This is a genomic window from Salmonella sp. K21076 (assembly GCF_039650795.1).
Lineage (GTDB): Bacteria > Pseudomonadota > Gammaproteobacteria > Enterobacterales > Enterobacteriaceae > Salmonella > Salmonella enterica.
Genome location: NZ_JBCLYA010000008.1, coordinates 122,254 through 141,098 on the forward strand (window position 1 = coordinate 122,254; position 18,845 = coordinate 141,098).

The 18,845-nt window shown below is 53.5% G+C and carries 17 protein-coding genes; 5 read left to right on the forward strand and 12 right to left on the reverse strand.

All coding sequences use genetic code 11. From position 1 onward, the window contains the following. Nucleotide 1: 1 nt before the first annotated feature. The 11 genes from mraY to leuO form a co-directional block, all read right to left on the reverse strand. Complete coding sequence (gene mraY / locus AAYN39_RS03930) at nt 2–1,084, reverse strand: phospho-N-acetylmuramoyl-pentapeptide-transferase (RefSeq protein WP_000964138.1); 1,083 nt, start codon at nt 1,082–1,084, stop codon at nt 2–4. Next, nucleotides 1,078–2,436 (reverse strand): UDP-N-acetylmuramoyl-tripeptide--D-alanyl-D-alanine ligase, encoded by a 1,359-nt coding sequence (murF, locus tag AAYN39_RS03935; RefSeq protein WP_000626645.1) that lies wholly within the window; start codon nt 2,434–2,436, stop codon nt 1,078–1,080. The genes mraY and murF overlap by 7 nt, the downstream gene beginning before the upstream one ends. Continuing rightward, entirely contained in the window at nt 2,433–3,920 is a 1,488-nt protein-coding gene (murE, locus tag AAYN39_RS03940) for a UDP-N-acetylmuramoyl-L-alanyl-D-glutamate--2,6-diaminopimelate ligase (RefSeq protein ID WP_000775075.1), read from the reverse strand. The genes murF and murE overlap by 4 nt, the downstream gene beginning before the upstream one ends. Next, nucleotides 3,907–5,673 carry a peptidoglycan glycosyltransferase FtsI gene (gene ftsI, locus AAYN39_RS03945; protein ID WP_000642235.1) on the reverse strand — a complete coding sequence of 589 codons (1,767 nt, stop codon included), beginning with the start codon at nt 5,671–5,673 and terminating at the stop codon, nt 3,907–3,909. Before ftsI ends, murE begins: the two co-directional genes overlap by 14 nt. Nucleotides 5,674–5,688: 15 nt before the next feature. After that, nucleotides 5,689–6,054, reverse strand: a complete 366-nt coding sequence (ftsL, locus tag AAYN39_RS03950; protein ID WP_000625651.1) for a cell division protein FtsL — start codon at nt 6,052–6,054, stop codon at nt 5,689–5,691. After that, on the reverse strand, nt 6,051–6,992 hold the full coding sequence (rsmH, locus tag AAYN39_RS03955) for a 16S rRNA (cytosine(1402)-N(4))-methyltransferase RsmH (protein ID WP_000970440.1): 942 nt from the start codon (nt 6,990–6,992) through the stop codon (nt 6,051–6,053). The genes ftsL and rsmH overlap by 4 nt, the downstream gene beginning before the upstream one ends. Nucleotide 6,993: 1 nt before the next feature. After that, nucleotides 6,994–7,452, reverse strand: coding sequence for a division/cell wall cluster transcriptional repressor MraZ (gene mraZ / locus AAYN39_RS03960; RefSeq protein WP_000488291.1), 459 nt, complete (start codon nt 7,450–7,452; stop codon nt 6,994–6,996). Nucleotides 7,453–8,057: 605 nt separating this feature from the next. After that, entirely contained in the window at nt 8,058–9,062 is a 1,005-nt protein-coding gene (gene cra / locus AAYN39_RS03965) for a catabolite repressor/activator (protein WP_000762406.1), read from the reverse strand. A 283-nt stretch (nt 9,063–9,345) separates the two neighbouring features. Further along, nucleotides 9,346–9,837: an acetolactate synthase small subunit gene (ilvN, locus tag AAYN39_RS03970; RefSeq protein ID WP_001750262.1), complete on the reverse strand. Its 492-nt coding sequence runs from the start codon at nt 9,835–9,837 to the stop codon at nt 9,346–9,348. A 2-nt stretch (nt 9,838–9,839) separates the two neighbouring features. Beyond that, nucleotides 9,840–11,564 carry an acetolactate synthase 3 large subunit gene (ilvI, locus tag AAYN39_RS03975; RefSeq protein ID WP_000425609.1) on the reverse strand — a complete coding sequence of 575 codons (1,725 nt, stop codon included), beginning with the start codon at nt 11,562–11,564 and terminating at the stop codon, nt 9,840–9,842. 321 nt (nt 11,565–11,885) lie between these two features. Further along, complete coding sequence (gene leuO / locus AAYN39_RS03980; RefSeq protein WP_001115425.1) at nt 11,886–12,830, reverse strand: transcriptional regulator LeuO; 945 nt, start codon at nt 12,828–12,830, stop codon at nt 11,886–11,888. A gap of 656 nt (nt 12,831–13,486) precedes the next feature. On the opposite strand from leuO, the gene leuL reads away from it, so the two are divergent. The 5 genes from leuL (at nt 13,487) to leuD (ending at nt 18,342) form a co-directional block, all read left to right on the forward strand. Further along, nucleotides 13,487–13,573, forward strand: coding sequence for a leu operon leader peptide (leuL, locus tag AAYN39_RS03985; protein WP_001762463.1), 87 nt, complete (start codon nt 13,487–13,489; stop codon nt 13,571–13,573). 87 nt (nt 13,574–13,660) lie between these two features. Then, on the forward strand, nt 13,661–15,232 hold the full coding sequence (gene leuA / locus AAYN39_RS03990; RefSeq protein ID WP_000082813.1) for a 2-isopropylmalate synthase: 1,572 nt from the start codon (nt 13,661–13,663) through the stop codon (nt 15,230–15,232). Beyond that, nucleotides 15,232–16,323: a 3-isopropylmalate dehydrogenase gene (gene leuB / locus AAYN39_RS03995; protein WP_000042333.1), complete on the forward strand. Its 1,092-nt coding sequence runs from the start codon at nt 15,232–15,234 to the stop codon at nt 16,321–16,323. Before leuA ends, leuB begins: the two co-directional genes overlap by 1 nt. Before the next feature lie 2 nt (nt 16,324–16,325). Further along, nucleotides 16,326–17,726 carry a 3-isopropylmalate dehydratase large subunit gene (gene leuC / locus AAYN39_RS04000; RefSeq protein ID WP_001140632.1) on the forward strand — a complete coding sequence of 467 codons (1,401 nt, stop codon included), beginning with the start codon at nt 16,326–16,328 and terminating at the stop codon, nt 17,724–17,726. A gap of 10 nt (nt 17,727–17,736) precedes the next feature. Then, on the forward strand, nt 17,737–18,342 hold the full coding sequence (gene leuD / locus AAYN39_RS04005) for a 3-isopropylmalate dehydratase small subunit (RefSeq protein ID WP_000818262.1): 606 nt from the start codon (nt 17,737–17,739) through the stop codon (nt 18,340–18,342). A 334-nt stretch (nt 18,343–18,676) separates the two neighbouring features. Here leuD and sgrT read toward each other — a convergent pair whose 3' ends face one another. Then, on the reverse strand, nt 18,677–18,799 hold the full coding sequence (sgrT, locus tag AAYN39_RS04010; protein WP_001248755.1) for a glucose uptake inhibitor SgrT: 123 nt from the start codon (nt 18,797–18,799) through the stop codon (nt 18,677–18,679). Between the last annotated feature and the right edge of the window lie 46 nt (nt 18,800–18,845).

An 18,845-nucleotide genomic window follows, 5' to 3' on the forward strand; every position in this document is an offset into this window, starting at 1 on the left:
ATTAACGTACCTTCAGCGTTGCCAGGCCAATCAGCACCAGCATCAGCGAAATAATCCAGAAGCGCACAATCACGCGCGGTTCCGGCCAGCCTTTCAGTTCATAGTGGTGATGGATAGGCGCCATACGGAAAATACGCTGTCCGCGTAGTTTAAAGGAACCCACCTGCAGGATGACCGACAGAGTTTCCACCACAAAGACGCCGCCCATGATCACCAGCAGAAATTCCTGACGCAGCAGCACGGCGATAATGCCCAACGCGCCGCCCAACGCCAGCGATCCGACATCGCCCATAAAAACCTGCGCCGGATAGGTGTTAAACCACAAGAATCCTAATCCCGCGCCGACAATCGCCGTACAGACAATCACCAGCTCGCCCGCATGGCGTAAATACGGAATATGCAGGTAATTGGCGAAGTTCATGTTCCCGGTCGCCCAAGCCACCAGCGCAAAGCCGGCGGCAACGAAGACAGTCGGCATAATCGCCAGACCATCAAGCCCGTCGGTCAGGTTTACGGCGTTACCCGTACCGACGATGACAAAGTAGGACAGCAGAATGTAAAACAGCCCCAATTGCGGCATAACATCTTTAAAGAACGGCACCACCAGTTGGGTCGCGGGCGTGTCTTTCCCGACGAGATAAAGCGCAAAGGCCACGCCGAGCGCGATAACCGACATCCAGAAATATTTCCAGCGCGCAATCAGCCCTTTGGTATCTTTCCGCACCACTTTGCGGTAGTCATCGACAAAACCGATAATGCCGTAGCCGATCAATACCACCAGCACGCACCAGACGTACGGGTTAGACGGGTAAGCCCATAACAGAACGGAAATCACAATCGCCGTCAGGATCATGATGCCGCCCATCGTCGGCGTACCGCGTTTACTGAAGTGCGATTCCGGGCCATCGTTACGTACCACCTGGCCAAAAGAGAGTTTTTGCAGACGAGCGATCATACGCGGGCCCATCCATAAAGAGATGAACAGCGCGGTCAACAGGCTGACGATGGCGCGAAACGTCAGATAAGAAAAGACGTTAAAGCCGGAATAATATTTGACCAAATGCTCGGCCAGCCAAACTAACATGAACCTTTCTCCTGTAACGCATGAACCACATCTTCCATCGCGGCGCTGCGTGATCCTTTCACTAAAATAGTCATCATCGGTTGCTCCTGAAGCAGAGCGTGTAAACGCGCAATGAGCGCGGCTTTATCGGCAAAATGTTCGCCGACGCCGCTGGCGTGGCTGATAACCTGACTGAGTTTTCCGGTGCTTAACACGCGATCAATACCCGCCGCTTTTGCGGCCTCGCCAACCTGGAGGTGGCACGCTTCGCTTTCTGCGCCCAGCTCGGCCATATCGCCTACCACCAGCACGCGGTAGCCGGGCATTTCAGAAAGGACCTGCACTGCGGCGGTCATCGAACCGACGTTGGCGTTATAAGCGTCATCCAGTACCAGTTGGTTTTCACTTAGTTGAATCGGGAACAGACGCCCGGGTACGGCTTTTAACGCCGCCAGCCCTGCTTTAACCGCCGCCAGCGTCGCCCCCACCGCCATTGATAAAGCAGCGGCCGCCAGCGCGTTGGCAATATTGTGCCGCCCCGGCAACGGCAGCAGCACATCAATGCTGCCCATCGGCGTTTGCAGGGTAAATTCGGTACCGTGTGACGTCACGTGGATATTCGCAGCGGTAAAGTCGCTGTTTGCCGCATTCGGCGAAAAGCGCCACACCTGACGATCGCCAATAATGCTTTGCCAGTTCAGCCAGTCATTATTATCGGCATTCATAATCGCGATACCGTTCTCAGGCAAACCGGTATAGATTTCGCCTTTCGCTTTCGCCACGCCGGCCAGCGAGCCGAAACCTTCCAGATGCGCCGCCGCCAGGTTATTGACCAGCGCCGCTTCCGGGCGCGTCAGGCTAACGGTCCAGGCGATTTCTCCCTGGTGATTAGCGCCTAACTCGATCACCGCATAGTCATAATCATGGTTTAAGCGCAGCAGCGTTATCGGCACGCCGATGTCGTTGTTAAAATTGCTTGCGGTATACAAAGTATTTCCGCACTGGCTAAGAATCGCGGCGGTCATCTCTTTGACCGAGGTTTTGCCGGACGAACCGGTTAACGCCACCACCCGCGCCGGTACCTGCATACGTACCCAGGCGGCCAGTTGGCCAAATGCCTGACGCGTGTCTTTTACAATCACCTGCGGAAGATCGATATCCAGAGGACGACTGACCAGCAGGGCGCCAGCGCCGTTCGCTTTTGCTTTATCAGCAAAATCATGCGCATCAAAGCGTTCCCCTTTCAGCGCCACGAACAGGCATCCCGGCGTCACTTTCCGTGTGTCGGTAATGACCGTATCGAGCGTGAGATCCGCCCCGCGGTGTTCGGCGCCAAGGACATCGGCAATTTTGCTGAGCGTTACGCTAATCATGCGATCACCCCCAGCAAACGCGCTGCGGTCACGCGGTCTGAATAATCAAGACGCTGCGTGCCGACAATCTGGTAATCCTCGTGCCCTTTACCTGCAATCAGCACGACGTCATTGTCTTTTGCCTGCATAATGGCATTGGTTACCGCCTCAGCGCGGCCTTCCATTACCCTGACCTGCCCGGCGTCCAGCATTCCGGCCAGAATATCGTTGATAATGGCGCGCGGCTCCTCGGTACGCGGGTTATCGTCAGTCACCACGACGATATCCGCGAATTCTTCGGCAATGGCCCCCATGAGTGGGCGCTTACCTTTGTCACGATCCCCGCCACAGCCAAAGACGCACCACAATTTTCCGGCGCAGTGCAGGCGCGCCGCCTGCAATGCTTTTTCCAGCGCATCCGGCGTGTGCGCGTAATCCACCACCACCGTCGGTTTGCCTGGCGCAGTGAACACTTCCATACGCCCGCAAACCGGCTGCAAACGCGCGGCGGTTTTCAGCAAATCCGTTAACGGATAGCCCAGCGCCAGCAGCGTCGCCAATGCCAGCAGTAAGTTGCTGACGTTAAACGCGCCCATCAGGCAGCTTTCGATTTCGCCTTCACCCCAGCTTGAAGCAAAACGAATCGTCACTCCGCGGTCGTGGTACTCCACCGCCTCCGCTTTCAGCCAACGACCGTGACAGTTAGGGTTGATATGCCCTTCCATTGAAACCGCGACCGCATCGGGTAGCGACGCCAGCCAGCGGCGTCCAACTTCATCATCGGCGTTGACGATTGCCTGACCGTGATGGTGGGTGGAATAAAGCATCCATTTTGCCGCCTCGTAATGCGCCATATCGCCATGATAGTCGAGATGGTCGCGGCTCAAATTAGTAAACACGGAGGCGGCAAATTTCAGCGCCGCCACGCGATGCTGCACCAGGCCGTGAGAAGAGACTTCCATAGCGCCGAAGGTCGCGCCCTGCGCAACCAGACTGGCCAGCACATGCTGAACATCCACTGCGGAACCGGTTGTGTTCTCCGTCGGGATCACTTTACCCAACAGTCCGTTACCTACCGTCCCCATCACTGCGCTGGTTTCGCCGAGCAACTGGCTCCACTGCGCCAGTAGTTGGGTGGTGGTGGTCTTGCCATTGGTGCCGGTCACCGCCACCAGACGCATGTTTTCAGATGGCTCATGGTAAAAGCGGCCCGCCAGCGCAGATAAACGCTCATTGAGCTGGCTGAGATAGACGACTGGTACGCCGTGCATTTCGCGAATCTCACCGTCACTCGCCTCGTCTTTCGCCTCTGCAATAATGGCAGCTACGCCTTGCGCTATCGCCTGCGGGATATAACGACGCCCGTCCGCCTGATGACCCACCACTGCCACAAAGAGATCGCCCGCCGCAGCCACACGGCTGTCGAGCGTCATCTCTCGCAGTTCTCGCGCGGGTAGTCCAGCCACCCACGGAGCAAGAAGGTCGCGCAAATTACGATCTGCCACCTGTTCCCTCGCCTTGATTAATTACGAATTCATTTTTTTCGCCCGTTGCCAGCGCGTCCGGTTCGATGTTCATGGTGCGCAGAACGCCGCCCATGATGGCACCAAATACCGGCGCGGAAACGGCGCCGCCGTAGTATTTACCCGCCTGCGGATCGTTGATGACAACCACCAGCGCGAAGCGCGGCTGACTCGCAGGCGCGACGCCTGCGGTGTAAGCAATGTATTTGTTGATGTAGCGACCGTCCGGCCCCACTTTTTTCGCCGTACCGGTTTTAATCGCGATACGGTAGCCTTTAATTGCCGCCTTCACGCCGCCGCCGCCCGGCAGCGCCACGCTTTCCATCATATGCACCACGGTGCGTACGGTGGATTCAGGGAAGATGCGTTCGCCGGGTACAGGCGGATCAACTTTGGTAATCGACAGCGGGCGATAAATGCCATAGCTGCCGATCGTTGCATAAACTCGCGCTAACTGTAACGGCGTTACCATTAGCCCGTAGCCGAAAGAGAAGGTGGCCCTCTCTATGTCGGACCACCGTTGTTTTTGAGGATATAAGCCACTGCGTTCTCCGACCAACCCCAAATTGGTCGCCTTTCCTAGCCCAAAACGTGAGTAAGTATCTACTAACGCTGAGGACGGCATCGCTAACGCCAGTTTGGATACACCGACGTTACTCGACTTCTGTAGAACCCCAGTCAGGGTTAATTCGCTGTAGCGCGCCACGTCTTTAATTTCGTGGCCGTTAATTCGGTATGGAACGGTATTCAACACCGTATTTTCGTTGACGATACCGCGCTGAAGCGCAGTCATCACCACCATCGGCTTAACCGTAGAACCCGGTTCAAACACGTCGGTGATGGTACGGTTACGCATCGCGTCTTTCGGCGTACCGGCAAGGTTGTTGGGGTTATAGGAAGGGCTATTCGCCATCGCCAGTACTTCACCGGTATTGACATCGACCAGCACCGCGCTACCGGATTCCGCCTTGTTAAACGCCACCGCGTTGTTCAGTTCGCGGTAAACCAGCGCCTGTAAGCGTTCATCAATGCTTAACGCCAGGTTGTGCGCTGCCTGACTGTCAGTGGAGGAGATATCCTCAATCACGCGGCCATAGCGGTCTTTACGCACGATTCGCTCGCCAGGCTGACCGGTAAGCCACTTATCAAAGCTCTTTTCAACGCCTTCAATCCCCTGACTGTCAACGTTGGTAAAACCGATGAGGTGAGCGGTTACTTCTCCTGACGGGTAGTAGCGGCGTGATTCTTCACGCAAATGAATCCCCGGCAGTTTGAGTTTTTTGATGTAGTCCGCCATGTCAGGATTTACCTGGCGCGCCAGATAAATAAAACGCCCTTTCGGGTTGGCGTTGATACGGGCGGAGAGCTGATCGAGCGGAATATTGAGCGCAGTAGAAAGCGCTTTCCAGCGATCGCCGACGCTGATGCCGCCGGCGTCATGAACTTCTTTCGGGTCGGCCCAGATCGCCTTAACCGGTACGCTGACCGCCAGTGGACGCCCGGAACGGTCGGTAATCATACCGCGTGAGGTGGAGACTTCCTGAACACGCAGCGAACGCATATCGCCCTGACGCACCAGCATATCCGGGGCGATAATCTGTAGCCACGCCGCGCGTCCAAGTAAAAAAACCAGCGCCAGTAAAATACAGCCGCACAGCAACGCAAAACGCCAACTGATGAAGTTGGTCTGTTCTTCCTGGCGCTTCGATTTTTGCGTTTTTGCCGCTGCTTTCATGCGTCGCGTTTATCCTTATTTTTGCACTACGATATTTTCTTGGGACGGATCAACATGCTGCATTTGCAGCTTTTCCGTTGCGATCCGCTCTACCCGGCTGTGATCGCCGAGCGCATTTTCTTCAAGGATCAGGTTGCGCCATTCAATGTCCAATGCATCGCGCTCCAGAACCAGTTGTTCACGCTGAGCGGTGAGTAAACGAGTATGGTGCGCCGTCGTGACCACCGTCACCGCCGTTAAAATGATGCAAATGAACAAGCAGAGTGGCAGCTTCCCGAACCGCAAAAGATCGTCACCGATCACGCCAGGCAAGGCATGGCGCTCGTTGCTTCCTATCGATCCCTTAACTTTGCTTAGGGCTTCTGTCACTCTGCTGATCATGCGTTCGTCCTCTCTGCGATACGCAGAACTGAACTACGGGCCCGAGGATTTTCAGCTACCTCTTTTTCACCCGGCATCAACTTGCCTAACGCTCGTAACTCACGACCGCCCAGTTTTTTGAGCTGCGCTTCCGTCATCGGTAATCCCGCCGGTACCTGCGGACCGCGGCTTTGCTCACGCATAAAGCGTTTCACAATACGGTCTTCCAGCGAGTGGAAACTGATGATTGAAAGCCGCCCGCCTGAGGCCAGTACGCTGAGCGAGCTTTTTAGCGCCTGCTCTATCTCCTCCAGTTCACTGTTTACCCAGATGCGCACCGCCTGGAAGGTACGGGTCGCGGGATGTTTGAATTTGTCTTTTACCGGGGTCGCCGCCGCAACCACTTCCGCCAGCTCTTTGGTGCGGGTCATCGGCTGTTCGCGATTGCGCTCAACAATGGCGTGAGCAATACGTTTGGCAAAACGCTCCTCGCCGAATGTTTTCAGCACCCAGGCGATATCCGCCTCCTCCGCCGTTTGTAACCACTCGGCGGCAGACTGGCCGCGCGTCGGGTCCATTCGCATATCCAGCGGACCGTCGCGCATAAATGAAAAACCGCGCTCCGCATCGTCAAGCTGCGGAGAAGAGACGCCAAGATCGAGAAGGATCCCGTCAATCTTGCCGGTAAGCTCGCGCTCGGCGACATAATCAGCCAGCGCGGAAAAAGGTCCATGAATGATGGAGAAGCGAGGATCATTAATGGTCTGCGCAACGGCGATCGCCTGCGGATCGCGATCGATCGCCAGCAAGCGCCCCTCTTCGCCCAGTTGCGAGAGGATCAGGCGCGAGTGGCCGCCGCGACCAAATGTGCCATCAATATAGATACCATCCGGACGAATATTCAGCCCATTAACGGCTTCATCCAACAGTACCGTAGTGTGTTTAAAATTTTCCATCATCTTATAGAGACAAGTCCTGCAGCCGCTCCGATAACGTTTCGGTAGCTGACTGTTCAGCGTCGATATCTTCCTTGACCTGTTGATACCAGGTCGTTTCATCCCACAGCTCAAATTTGTTGAACTGTCCAACCAGCATCACTTCTTTCGTCAGTCCGGCATGTTGCCGCAGAACTGGCGCGATCAGTAATCGACCTGCACCATCCATCTGACATTCACTGGCATGGCCCAACAGTAAACGCTGTACGCGACGTTCTACCGGGTTCATGCTCGACAGACGAGATAACTTTTGCTCAATAATTTCCCATTCAGGCAGGGGGTAAAGCAGCAGGCATGGGTGATGGATGTCAATGGTACATACTATTTGACCGGTAGCGCTCTCGATCAGTTGCTCCCGATAACGGGTCGGCACGGTCAGGCGCCCTTTACTGTCGAGATTGACTAACGTTGCCCCCCGGAACATGCCAGTCTCACCCCTTCTTACCACTTTATCCCACAAATTCCCACTCGAAGGAGTTTACGGAGCGGAGGAAAAGCTTGTCAAGCAAGTCACAACGCTTACCGAAGTAAAAAAGCCAATGTTTACGGCGAATATCTGCGTTGATTAATTTCCGCCCAGCGCGCAAGCCAAATTAACGTTATGAATATTTGTAAGAAAAAAACCAAAGACCCACCGCCGTTTAAAACGGACTCAATATAATCCGAGAAAAATATAAAGTGTCAGTTTGCGACGCGAGCGGCATTTTAGGACATATTGCACCGTGTTAACAGTGCCTGTTTAACGTGTGCGGCGCCTGCTATACCAGCGCCTACAAGCGACTGTCGCGCCAAAGACAAAAAGTGGCTGTTAATTCGACGATTTCTTGCCTGCTTGTAACAAAACAATACAAAGGAAAAGACTCGTTACGTCTTAATTAGTGGAATATGGACGATTTCGGACAAAAGAAAGGTAATAAAAAAGAATTTTCGGATAATTTTAAGGAATAATCTTAATTATTTAAGGGATATTTTTACTGATACGCATTTGTTTGACGGCGGCAGAAGAGAGAGTCTTTTACCGCCGGTCCTTTAGCTACGGCTCAGAATGCCGCGACGATACAGGTTTCGCCGAATACGCGTTAAGCCGGGTTTCGGTTTACGCGGTTCATCAAGACTTGCCAGCACAATCTCCAGCACGCGTTCCGCGACATCACGATGACGCTGCGCCACCGCCAGTACCGGGCATTGCAGAAAATCCAGCAGCTCATGATCGCCAAAGGTCGCAATCGCTAAATCCGAAGGCAGTTTTCCATCGCGCCGCAGCGTAACGTCCATCACGCCCTGTAATAGCGCGAATGATGTCGTAAAGAGCGCCTGCGGCATAGGATGCGTTTCCAGCCATTTCTCAAACAGCTGCGCGGCGGCTTCGCGCTCATAGCTGTTGGCATATAAGAAATTCACCTCCCGCGGATCGTCTTTCCATGCGGTGCGGAACCCCTGCTCGCGCAGGAAACTGACGGACAACTCCGGCAGCGCGCCCAAATAAAGCACCGTTTCCGCCGGGAATTTACGCAGCTCTTCCGCCAACATCTCGGCATCATCCTGATCGGCGCCGACCACGCTGGTGAAATGTTCGCGATCCAGCGCGCGGTCGAGCGCGACGATGGGGAACGGATCGTTGGCCCAGCGCTGATAGAAGGGATGCTCCGGCGGTAACGAAGTTGAAACAATGATTGCATCCACCTGGCGTTGCAAAAGGTGCTCAATGCAGCGCATTTCGTTATCCGGCTGATCTTCAGAACAGGCGATCAGCAGTTGGTAGCCACGCTGGCGTGCCTGGCGCTCAAGATAGTTTGCGATACGGGTGTAGCTCGTGTTTTCAAGGTCCGGGATCACCAGACCAATGGAACGTGTGCGTCCAGCACGCAGCCCGGCAGCCACAGCGTTAGGATGGTAATTGTGCTCACGCACTACCGCCATGACTTTTTCTACGGTTTTGTCGCTCACGCGGTATTGCTTTGCTTTACCGTTTATAACGTAGCTTGCAGTTGTGCGCGAGACACCGGCCAGCCGAGCGATTTCATCCAGTTTCACAATTGCCCCTTGTGTAAATTGTACAAACCATAACCTTTATGTCGGCATGGGTTAAAATCGTTAACATCTAAGCGCAGTTTGATCACTCCGGCAACCGCTTTTATTCCGGGTTACCACGGATTTCGCAAAAAAAAGCCCAACCGATGATATTGGGTTGGGCGATAATTCCTGTTGGCTGATATCCGGCAAACCTGCCTGATGGCGCTACGCTTATCGGACCTGGGCCAGATATCAGCCTGTAGACCGGATAAAACGCAAGCGCGTCGTCATCCGGCGAATCTGCTCAGCGCATAACCTTATCGCCGCGCGAAAGCCCGACGACGCCTGAACGCGCCACTTCAACAATTTTCGCCACATCGCGCAGCGAGGCCAGAAAAGCATCCAGTTTATCGCTGGTGCCCGCCAGTTGAACGGTATACAACGTTGGCGTAACGTCAATAATCTGACCACGGAAAATTTCCGTATTACGCTTCACCTCTTCCCGTCCGTAGCCGCTGGCCTGGATTTTCACCAGCATGATTTCCCGCTCAACGTGCGCTCCCTGTCCCAGCTCGCTGACGCGCAGCACATCAACCAGCTTGTGCAGTTGCTTTTCAATTTGCTCAAGCACTTTTTCATCGCCTACCGTCTGGATAGTCATGCGCGACAACGTCGGATCGTCTGTCGGCGCAACGGTCAGGCTTTCAATATTATATCCGCGTTGCGAAAAGAGGCCGATAACCCGCGATAACGCCCCAGATTCGTTTTCCAGTAATACCGATAAAATCCGGCGCATCATCAGGTCCTCTCCGTTTTGCTTAACCACATTTCGTCCATCCCGCCCCCGCGAATCTGCATCGGATAGACATGCTCGCTGCCATCAACGGTGACATCGACGAACACCAGTCGGTTATTACGCACATGCTCAAGGGCTTCGCTGAGTTTACTTTCCAGCTCATCCGGACGGTTAATCTGCAGCCCGACATGGCCATATGCTTCCGCCAGGCGCACAAAATCCGGTAACGACTGCATATAAGACTGAGAATGGCGACCGGAATAGATCATATCCTGCCACTGTTTCACCATCCCCAGGTAACGGTTGTTCAGGTTCAGAACCAGTACCGGCAGTTCATACTGTAAGGCTGTCGACAGCTCCTGAATGTTCATCTGTATACTGCCATCGCCGGTCACGCAGACCACCATTTCTTTCGGCAGGGCCATTTTAACGCCCAGTGCAGCCGGTAGGCCAAACCCCATCGTGCCGAGCCCGCCAGAGTTAATCCAGCGACGTGGCTTATCGAACGGGTAGTAGAGGGCGGCAAACATCTGGTGTTGTCCTACATCGGACGTCACGTACGCATCACCCTTCGTCAGACGCCAGAGAGTTTCAATCACCGCCTGGGGTTTAATGCTTTCGCTTTCCGCGTCATATTTCAGGCACTGACGGGCGCGCCAGCTCTCTATCTGCTGCCACCAGTCGCGAATATCATCCTGCGGCTGAGACGGCGCATCCTGCGCCAGTAGCTCCAGCATTTGTTCCAGTACCAGGCGTGCATCGCCCACCACCGGGATATCAGCGTTAACCGTTTTGGATATGGACGTCGGGTCAATGTCGATGTGTAATACCGTCGCGTTCGGACAATATTTAGCGAGATTATTCGTCGTGCGGTCGTCAAATCGTACGCCAACAGCGAAAATCACGTCGGCGTTATGCATGGTCATATTGGCTTCATAAGTGCCATGCATTCCCAGCATTCCTAACGACTGGCGATGAGTAGCAGGAAACGCGCCCAGTCCCATTAATGAAGAGACCACCGGCAGGTTAAAGGTTTCAATGATGTGGCGCAGCGGCGCATAGCAGGCCGCGCTTATCGCCCCTCCCCCAACATAGACCACCGGCTTTTTTGCCGACGCCAGCGTTTGCAAGGCACGCTTAATTTGTCCTTTATGTCCTGATGTTGTGGGATTGTAAGAGCGCATACTGACCGTTTCCGGCCAGACATACGGCATTTTTTTCGCCGGATTCAAAATATCTTTCGGCAGATCCACGACCACCGGCCCAGGACGTCCGCTTGCCGCCAGCCAGAAGGCCTTTTTAAGCACCAGGGGAATATCTTCCGTCTGTTTGACCAGGAAGCTATGTTTGACCACCGGTCGGGAAATCCCCACCATGTCGCACTCCTGAAAGGCATCATAGCCAATCAATGAGGTGGCGACCTGGCCGGAAAGAATCACCAGCGGAATGGAATCCATATAGGCCGTAGCAATCCCTGTAATCGCATTGGTCGCTCCCGGTCCGGAAGTCACCAGCACCACGCCAACGTCGCCAGTGGCTCGCGCCAGGCCATCCGCCATATGCACCGCGGCCTGCTCATGACGCACCAGCACATGATCGATCCCTCCAACGGTATGTAGCGCATCATAAATATCAAGCACTGCGCCTCCAGGATAGCCGAACACCTGCTTTACGCCTTGATCGATAAGCGATCGGACGACCATCTCGGCTCCAGACAACATCTCCACGGCTTGCCTCCACTTTATACCTGTCATCACGGTTTGACGGACACCTTAACCGCTCGCTATCACGCCTGGCAATTGGGTGGAATGACGTAAAGATGGGGAAGGTTAGAATAATCAGGAGGCAAGAAGAGAAGAAATGGAGAAATACTCCGTCTGAATCACACCAGGTAATAAATAATCGCTTATAAATGCAGACTTACAGCAATTCATCTATTTTTCACAGCGACGAAAAGAATCGCTCACCGTTAATTCAGCATAAAATTTTTGACATACGCTAAAAAGCAGAATAAACCAGAATTTGTTTCTGATTTATTCTGCCCGGTTTTATCGCTTACAAACAGAGACTAATAAATCTTCCATCCATTGATGCCCTTTATCACGCCCAGCCGCTTCATGCCAGGAAAGGTAGCATGTCCGGCTATTCAGTTTTAAAGGCAACGGCAGTATTTGCAGCTCCAGCGACTCCGCAAACTCTTCCGCCAGCCAGCGCGGGGCAATAGCGACCAAATGCGTCTGCGAAACCACGTTCAGAACGCTGATAAGCGCCATGCCCTGATAAGCCACGCTCGACTGTTTATCCGGCGTGTCATACCACGGCCGACTAAATGACGCATAACGATCGAGAGAAACAACCGCATGTTGTTCATTATAAACATCGCCTTCCAGTAGCGGGCCGCTAATACGCGGGTGTTTTCGGCTGGCGACTAAAACCATTTCATCTTTAAATAGCGGTACGCTGGTAAACTCAGGACGACGGAATTCTTCATAACTAATAACGAACTCGGTTTCCTGATAGCGTAACTGATGCTCAGTATTCTGATTCAACGACGCTTTAAAAACGACATGAATATTTGGCGCAATTTTTTCTACACGATTATAAATCTGTGACGTCAGGATATTATCCAGCGGACTGCACACGCAAAGATTGAATACACGTTCGCTGCTGGTCGGCTCAAACCCCGATCCCGGCAATTCATTTTGCACCAATTGCAACGCCTGACGGACTGAACCAAATAACTGAAATGCACGGGCAGTCGGCTGAATTCCTCGTCCATATCGAACAAAAAGTTCGTCATTAAACATAACCTTCAGACGCGCTACGGCGTTACTGACCGCAGGCTGCGACATTCCCAGCGTGTGGGCGGCGCGCGTAATATTCTGCTCTTGCATTACCGCATCGAACACGGTCAATAGGTTCAAATCAACCATGCGAAGCTGTGGTTTGCCCATATCTAAAAGATGCGGCTTTTCGGTTTTGACCTCTGGCATATTTAACTCCACTGTCACGCTTAACTCCCTTTTTCTGGCTGAAGGCAGAAATAATTCCTGAAAATATGATTTACCATGCATATAAAATAAGAAAAAGGGAAAGCGTTAAAATTCGGAAAACATAAAGACGCTGACAGAGACAAATAGAATGCCAGCGCAAGCGTAATATGTCCTGAGTCACACCATTGCGATTCATAATGTTTAAATTACGCAAGCAATATAACCATAACTATGGCGAATACACAATCATACACCAAGTGAATGATCATTTAAGTTTCAATTAAATGTTTATATTATTAATAGCTAAAAAGTTAACATTAATTTATCAATAACTTTATCCTTATCCATTAAGCAAACAAGGTTATTTGTTAAAATATAAAACAAATCAAAAAGATAAACCAAACCTTTAGCATACCTTTAACAGGCCATTCCCCTAACCAATTTGCAAACAAAAATGCCTAAATATTTCAAACAATGAAAAGTATGAATGTCCACTCGTTCTTTTATCCTTTATTGGACGCGCAGCCCAGCACAATTAGCTAAAGTACGTATCCGGATATCGTCAACAAAATGCAATGGCGACAGAAAATAGAGTTGACATTAAACGGCATATCCAGTACCACTAAAAGCATAACGCATTCGCTGGAGCTGAATTAATGTCATATATCGTTCGTTTCACTGGGCTACTACTACTCAACGCATTTATTGTGCGCGGTAGACCGGTGGGCGGCATTCAACATTAAGTCAGCTCGAAGTCAAACAAAACCCGCGCCGTTGTGCGGGTTTTTTTATGCCTGACGCAAGGCGCCCCTGGAGACAAGGACCACATCATGAGCCAGCAAGTCATTATTTTTGATACGACCTTACGCGACGGCGAACAAGCGTTACAGGCCAGCCTGAGCGCGAAAGAGAAGCTGCAGATTGCCCTGGCCCTTGAGCGCATGGGTGTCGATGTCATGGAAGTGGGCTTCCCGGTCTCTTCTCCGGGTGATTTTGAATCCGTCCAAACCATCGCCCGCACCATCAAAAACAGCCGCGTTTGCGCCCTGGCGCGTTGTGTAGAAAAAGACATCGACGTTGCGGCACAGGCGCTGAAGGTCGCCGACGCGTTTCGTATCCATACTTTTATCGCCACCTCGCCAATGCACATCGCCACCAAGCTGCGCAGCACGCTGGATGAGGTCATCGAACGCGCGGTATACATGGTTAAGCGGGCGCGTAATTACACTGATGACGTGGAGTTCTCCTGCGAGGATGCTGGCCGGACGCCTGTTGACGATCTGGCGCGCGTGGTGGAAGCCGCTATAAACGCCGGCGCGAGAACCATCAATATTCCCGATACCGTGGGCTATACCATGCCGTTTGAGTTCGCGGGAATCATTTCCGGTCTGTATGAACGTGTCCCCAATATCGACAAAGCTATCATCTCCGTTCATACCCACGACGATTTAGGGATAGCGGTAGGCAACTCGCTGGCGGCAGTACATGCGGGCGCGCGTCAAGTTGAAGGCGCGATGAACGGTATCGGAGAACGTGCCGGTAACTGCGCGCTGGAAGAGGTGATCATGGCGATTAAAGTGCGCAAAGACATCATAAACGTACACACCAACATCAATCACCACGAAATCTGGCGCACCAGCCAGACCGTCAGCCAGATCTGTAACATGCCGATCCCGGCCAACAAAGCGATTGTTGGCAGCGGCGCTTTTGCCCACTCTTCCGGCATCCACCAGGATGGCGTCCTCAAGAACCGCGAAAACTATGAAATCATGACGCCAGAGTCCATCGGTCTGAACCAGATACAGCTGAACCTGACCTCCCGCTCTGGCCGTGCCGCCGTGAAACATCGCATGGAAGAGATGGGTTACAAGGACACAGACTACAACATGGGCCACCTGTACGACGCGTTCCTGAAGCTGGCGGACAAAAAAGGCCAGGTGTTCGACTATGACCTGGAAGCGCTGGCGTTTATTAATAAACAGCAAGAAGAACCAGAGCATTTCCGTCTGGATTACTTCAGCGTGCAGTCCGGCTCCAGCGATATCGCCACCGCTTCCGTGAAGCTGGCCTGTGGTGAAGAGATCAAGGCCGAGGCGGCGAACGGCAACGGCCCGGTCGACGCCATCTATCAGGCGATTAACCGCATCACTGGCTACGACGTTGAGTTGGTTAAATACGACCTGAACGCCAAAGGCCAGGGCAAAGACGCGCTGGGTCAGGTCGATATCGTCGTGAACCATCATGGTCGCCGCTTCCACGGCGTCGGGCTGGCGACGGATATCGTCGAATCCTCCGCCAAAGCGATGGTACACGTACTGAACAATATCTGGCGCGCCGCCGAAGTTGAAAAAGAATTGCAACGCAAAGCTCAAAATAAAGAGAACAACAAGGAAACCGTGTAATGTCGAAGAACTATCATATTGCCGTACTGCCGGGCGACGGTATCGGCCCGGAAGTCATGGCGCAAGCCCTGAAAGTTATGGATGCGGTACGCAGCCGTTTTGATATGCGTATCACCACCAGCCGCTATGACGTCGGCGGTATTGCTATCGACAATCATGGTCATCCACTGCCGAAAGCCACCGTTGAAGGGTGTGAGCAGGCGGATGCCATTCTGTTTGGCTCCGTCGGCGGCCCGAAATGGGAAAATTTGCCCCCGGAAAGCCAGCCGGAGCGCGGCGCCCTGCTGCCGCTGCGCAAACATTTCAAATTATTCAGTAACCTGCGTCCGGCGAAACTGTATCAGGGACTGGAAGCATTTTGCCCGTTGCGCGCCGATATCGCCGCTAACGGTTTCGATATCCTGTGCGTGCGCGAGCTGACCGGCGGGATCTATTTCGGACAGCCAAAAGGCCGTGAAGGCAGCGGTCAGTACGAAAAAGCCTTTGATACCGAAGTTTATCACCGCTTTGAGATCGAGCGCATTGCCCGTATCGCCTTTGAATCGGCGCGTAAACGCCGCCGTAAAGTCACCTCTATAGATAAAGCCAACGTACTGCAAAGCTCTATCCTGTGGCGTGAGATCGTCAATGATGTCGCGAAAGCGTATCCCGATGTGGAACTCGCGCACATGTATATCGATAACGCCACCATGCAGTTGATTAAAGACCCGTCGCAGTTTGACGTCCTGCTGTGCTCTAACCTGTTCGGCGACATTCTGTCCGACGAATGCGCCATGATCACCGGCTCAATGGGGATGTTGCCCTCCGCCAGCCTGAACGAGCAAGAGTTTGGCCTGTATGAACCGGCTGGCGGCTCCGCGCCGGATATCGCTGGGAAAAATATCGCCAACCCAATTGCGCAGATCCTGTCGCTGGCGCTGCTGCTGCGCTACAGCCTGGATGCCGATGAGGCGGCAACGGCCATTGAACAGGCGATCAATCGCGCATTAGAAGAGGGGGTTCGCACCAGCGATTTAGCCAGGGGCGCTGCCGCAGTCAGTACCGATGAGATGGGCGATATTATCGCCCGCTATGTCGCAGAAGGGGTGTAATCATGGCCAAAACGTTATACGAAAAATTATTTGATGCCCACGTGGTCTTTGAGGCGCCAAACGAAACGCCGCTGCTGTACATCGATCGCCACCTGGTACACGAAGTGACCTCGCCGCAGGCGTTTGACGGTCTGCGCGCGCACCATCGTCCGGTACGTCAGCCGGGGAAAACCTTCGCCACGATGGATCACAACGTCTCGACGCAGACTAAAGACATTAATGCTTCTGGTGAAATGGCGCGTATCCAGATGCAAGAGCTGATTAAGAACTGTAACGAGTTCGGCGTCGAGCTGTATGACCTGAATCACCCATATCAGGGCATCGTCCATGTGATGGGGCCGGAACAGGGCGTTACCCTGCCGGGTATGACCATCGTCTGCGGCGACTCCCACACCGCTACCCACGGCGCGTTTGGCGCGTTGGCCTTCGGCATCGGCACTTCTGAGGTAGAACATGTACTGGCGACGCAAACCCTGAAACAGGGGCGCGCTAAAACCATGAAGATTGAAGTCACGGGCAACGCCGCACCGGGCATTACCGCCAAAGACATCGTGCTGGCGATCATCGGTAAAACTGGTAGCGCCGGCGGCACCGGACACGTGGTTGAATTTTGCGGCGACGCTATCCGCGCGCTGAGTATGGAAGGCCGCATGACGCTGTGCAATATGGCGATTGAGATGGGCGCCAAAGCCGGTCTGGTCGCCCCGGATGAAACCACTTTCAACTACGTAAAAGGGCGTTTGCACGCGCCGAAGGGCCGCGATTTTGACGAAGCCGTCGAGTACTGGAAAACGCTGAAAACCGATGACGGCGCGACCTTTGATACTGTCGTCACCCTGCGAGCAGAAGAGATCGCGCCGCAGGTGACCTGGGGCACTAATCCGGGCCAGGTGATTTCCGTCACCGACATCATCCCCGATCCCGCCTCTTTTAGCGATCCGGTTGAGCGCGCCAGCGCCGAAAAAGCGCTGGCTTATATGGGCTTACAGCCGGGCGTACCGTTAACAGACGTTGCTATTGATAAAGTCTTTATCGGCTCTTGTACCAATTCGCGTATTGAAGATTTGCGCGCGGCGGCGGAAGTCGCCAAAGGGCGCAAAGTTGCGCCTGGCGTGCAGGCGCTGGTGGTGCCGGGTTCAGGTCCGGTGAAAGCGCAGGCGGAAGCGGAAGGTCTGGACAAGATCTTTATCGAAGCAGGATTTGAATGGCGCTTACCAGGCTGTTCCATGTGCCTGGCCATGAATAATGACCGCCTGAACCCGGGCGAGCGCTGCGCCTCCACCAGCAACCGTAACTTTGAAGGTCGTCAGGGCCGCGGGGGTCGCACGCATTTAGTCAGCCCGGCGATGGCCGCCGCTGCCGCCGTTACCGGCCACTTCGCCGATATTCGCAGCATCAAATAAGGAAACTACCATGGCAGAGAAATTTACCCAGCATACCGGCCTGGTTGTCCCACTGGATGCCGCCAACGTCGATACCGATGCAATTATCCCTAAACAGTTTTTGCAGAAGGTTACGCGCACCGGTTTTGGCGCCCATCTGTTTAACGACTGGCGTTTCCTGGACGAAAAGGGCCAACAGCCAAATCCGGAATTCGTGTTGAACTTTCCGGAATATCAAGGCGCGTCGATACTGTTGGCGCGGGAAAACTTTGGCTGCGGCTCTTCACGCGAACACGCGCCGTGGGCGTTGACCGATTACGGTTTTAAAGTGGTGATCGCGCCAAGCTTCGCCGACATCTTCTACGGCAACAGTTTCAATAACCAACTGCTGCCGGTGAAGTTAAGCGACGAACAGGTCGATGAGCTGTTTACGCTGGTGAAAGCCAATCCGGGCATTAAATTTGAAGTGGATCTGGAAGCACAGGTGGTGAAAGCAGGCGATAAGACCTACAGTTTTAAAATCGACGACTTCCGCCGCCACTGCATGTTGAACGGTCTGGACAGCATCGGGCTGACGCTGCAGCACGAAGACGCGATTGCCGAGTACGAAAATAAACAACCGGCATTTATGCGGTAACCTTTCACGCCTTACCGGGCCTACAGGGTATGCAATATCACCAGGTTGCCACTATATTCTGTAGGCCTGATAAGCGTAGCGCCATCAAGCGCCTGGTTACTCATCAGTCGCTCATGCCGGGGATATTCCGGCATTTTTTATACGTCTTTTACTCGCCCGGTCATCACCCGCGTGACCACAGAAACCGCCGCAGAAATCCCGTTGAGACGCCGTCCCATCGTCGTCATCCAGAAACAGCCGAAATAAAAAAGCCAGCAGATATTATCTGCTGGCGGGTGATTTTAGGCTATCGCCTACACCAATACTCAGTCACACATGATGTCTGCAATTGGCTTCAATCGGTCGCCTCCCACTGCATCAGTTCCGCGAGCATTTTTAAGCGCTGCGGCGCGCTCAGGCAAGCCAGCCAGGACGTTTTTTCCGTCGCGGCAAAATATCTCAACCAGAACTGGCGCATAGTGACCTCTTCCTCTTGCTTCATCGAAAGATATTATTGGCCTAAT

Excerpts from the sequence above, each read along its gene's own strand:
- mraY (WP_000964138.1), bottom strand. The coding sequence starts at position 1,084 with ATGTTAGTTTGGCTGGCCGAGCATTTGGTCAAATATTATTCCGGCTTT.
- murF (WP_000626645.1), bottom strand. The coding sequence starts at position 2,436 with ATGATTAGCGTAACGCTCAGCAAAATTGCCGATGTCCTTGGCGCCGAA.
- ftsI (WP_000642235.1), bottom strand. The coding sequence starts at position 5,673 with ATGAAAGCAGCGGCAAAAACGCAAAAATCGAAGCGCCAGGAAGAACAG.
- ftsL (WP_000625651.1), bottom strand. The coding sequence starts at position 6,054 with ATGATCAGCAGAGTGACAGAAGCCCTAAGCAAAGTTAAGGGATCGATA.
- rsmH (WP_000970440.1), bottom strand. The coding sequence starts at position 6,992 with ATGATGGAAAATTTTAAACACACTACGGTACTGTTGGATGAAGCCGTT.
- mraZ (WP_000488291.1), bottom strand. The coding sequence starts at position 7,452 with ATGTTCCGGGGGGCAACGTTAGTCAATCTCGACAGTAAAGGGCGCCTG.
- ilvN (WP_001750262.1), bottom strand. The coding sequence starts at position 9,837 with ATGCGCCGGATTTTATCGGTATTACTGGAAAACGAATCTGGGGCGTTA.
- leuO (WP_001115425.1), bottom strand. The coding sequence starts at position 12,830 with ATGCCAGAGGTCAAAACCGAAAAGCCGCATCTTTTAGATATGGGCAAA.
- leuL (WP_001762463.1), top strand. The coding sequence starts at position 13,487 with ATGTCATATATCGTTCGTTTCACTGGGCTACTACTACTCAACGCATTT.
- leuA (WP_000082813.1), top strand. The coding sequence starts at position 13,661 with ATGAGCCAGCAAGTCATTATTTTTGATACGACCTTACGCGACGGCGAA.
- leuB (WP_000042333.1), top strand. The coding sequence starts at position 15,232 with ATGTCGAAGAACTATCATATTGCCGTACTGCCGGGCGACGGTATCGGC.
- leuC (WP_001140632.1), top strand. The coding sequence starts at position 16,326 with ATGGCCAAAACGTTATACGAAAAATTATTTGATGCCCACGTGGTCTTT.
- leuD (WP_000818262.1), top strand. The coding sequence starts at position 17,737 with ATGGCAGAGAAATTTACCCAGCATACCGGCCTGGTTGTCCCACTGGAT.
- sgrT (WP_001248755.1), bottom strand. The coding sequence starts at position 18,799 with ATGCGCCAGTTCTGGTTGAGATATTTTGCCGCGACGGAAAAAACGTCC.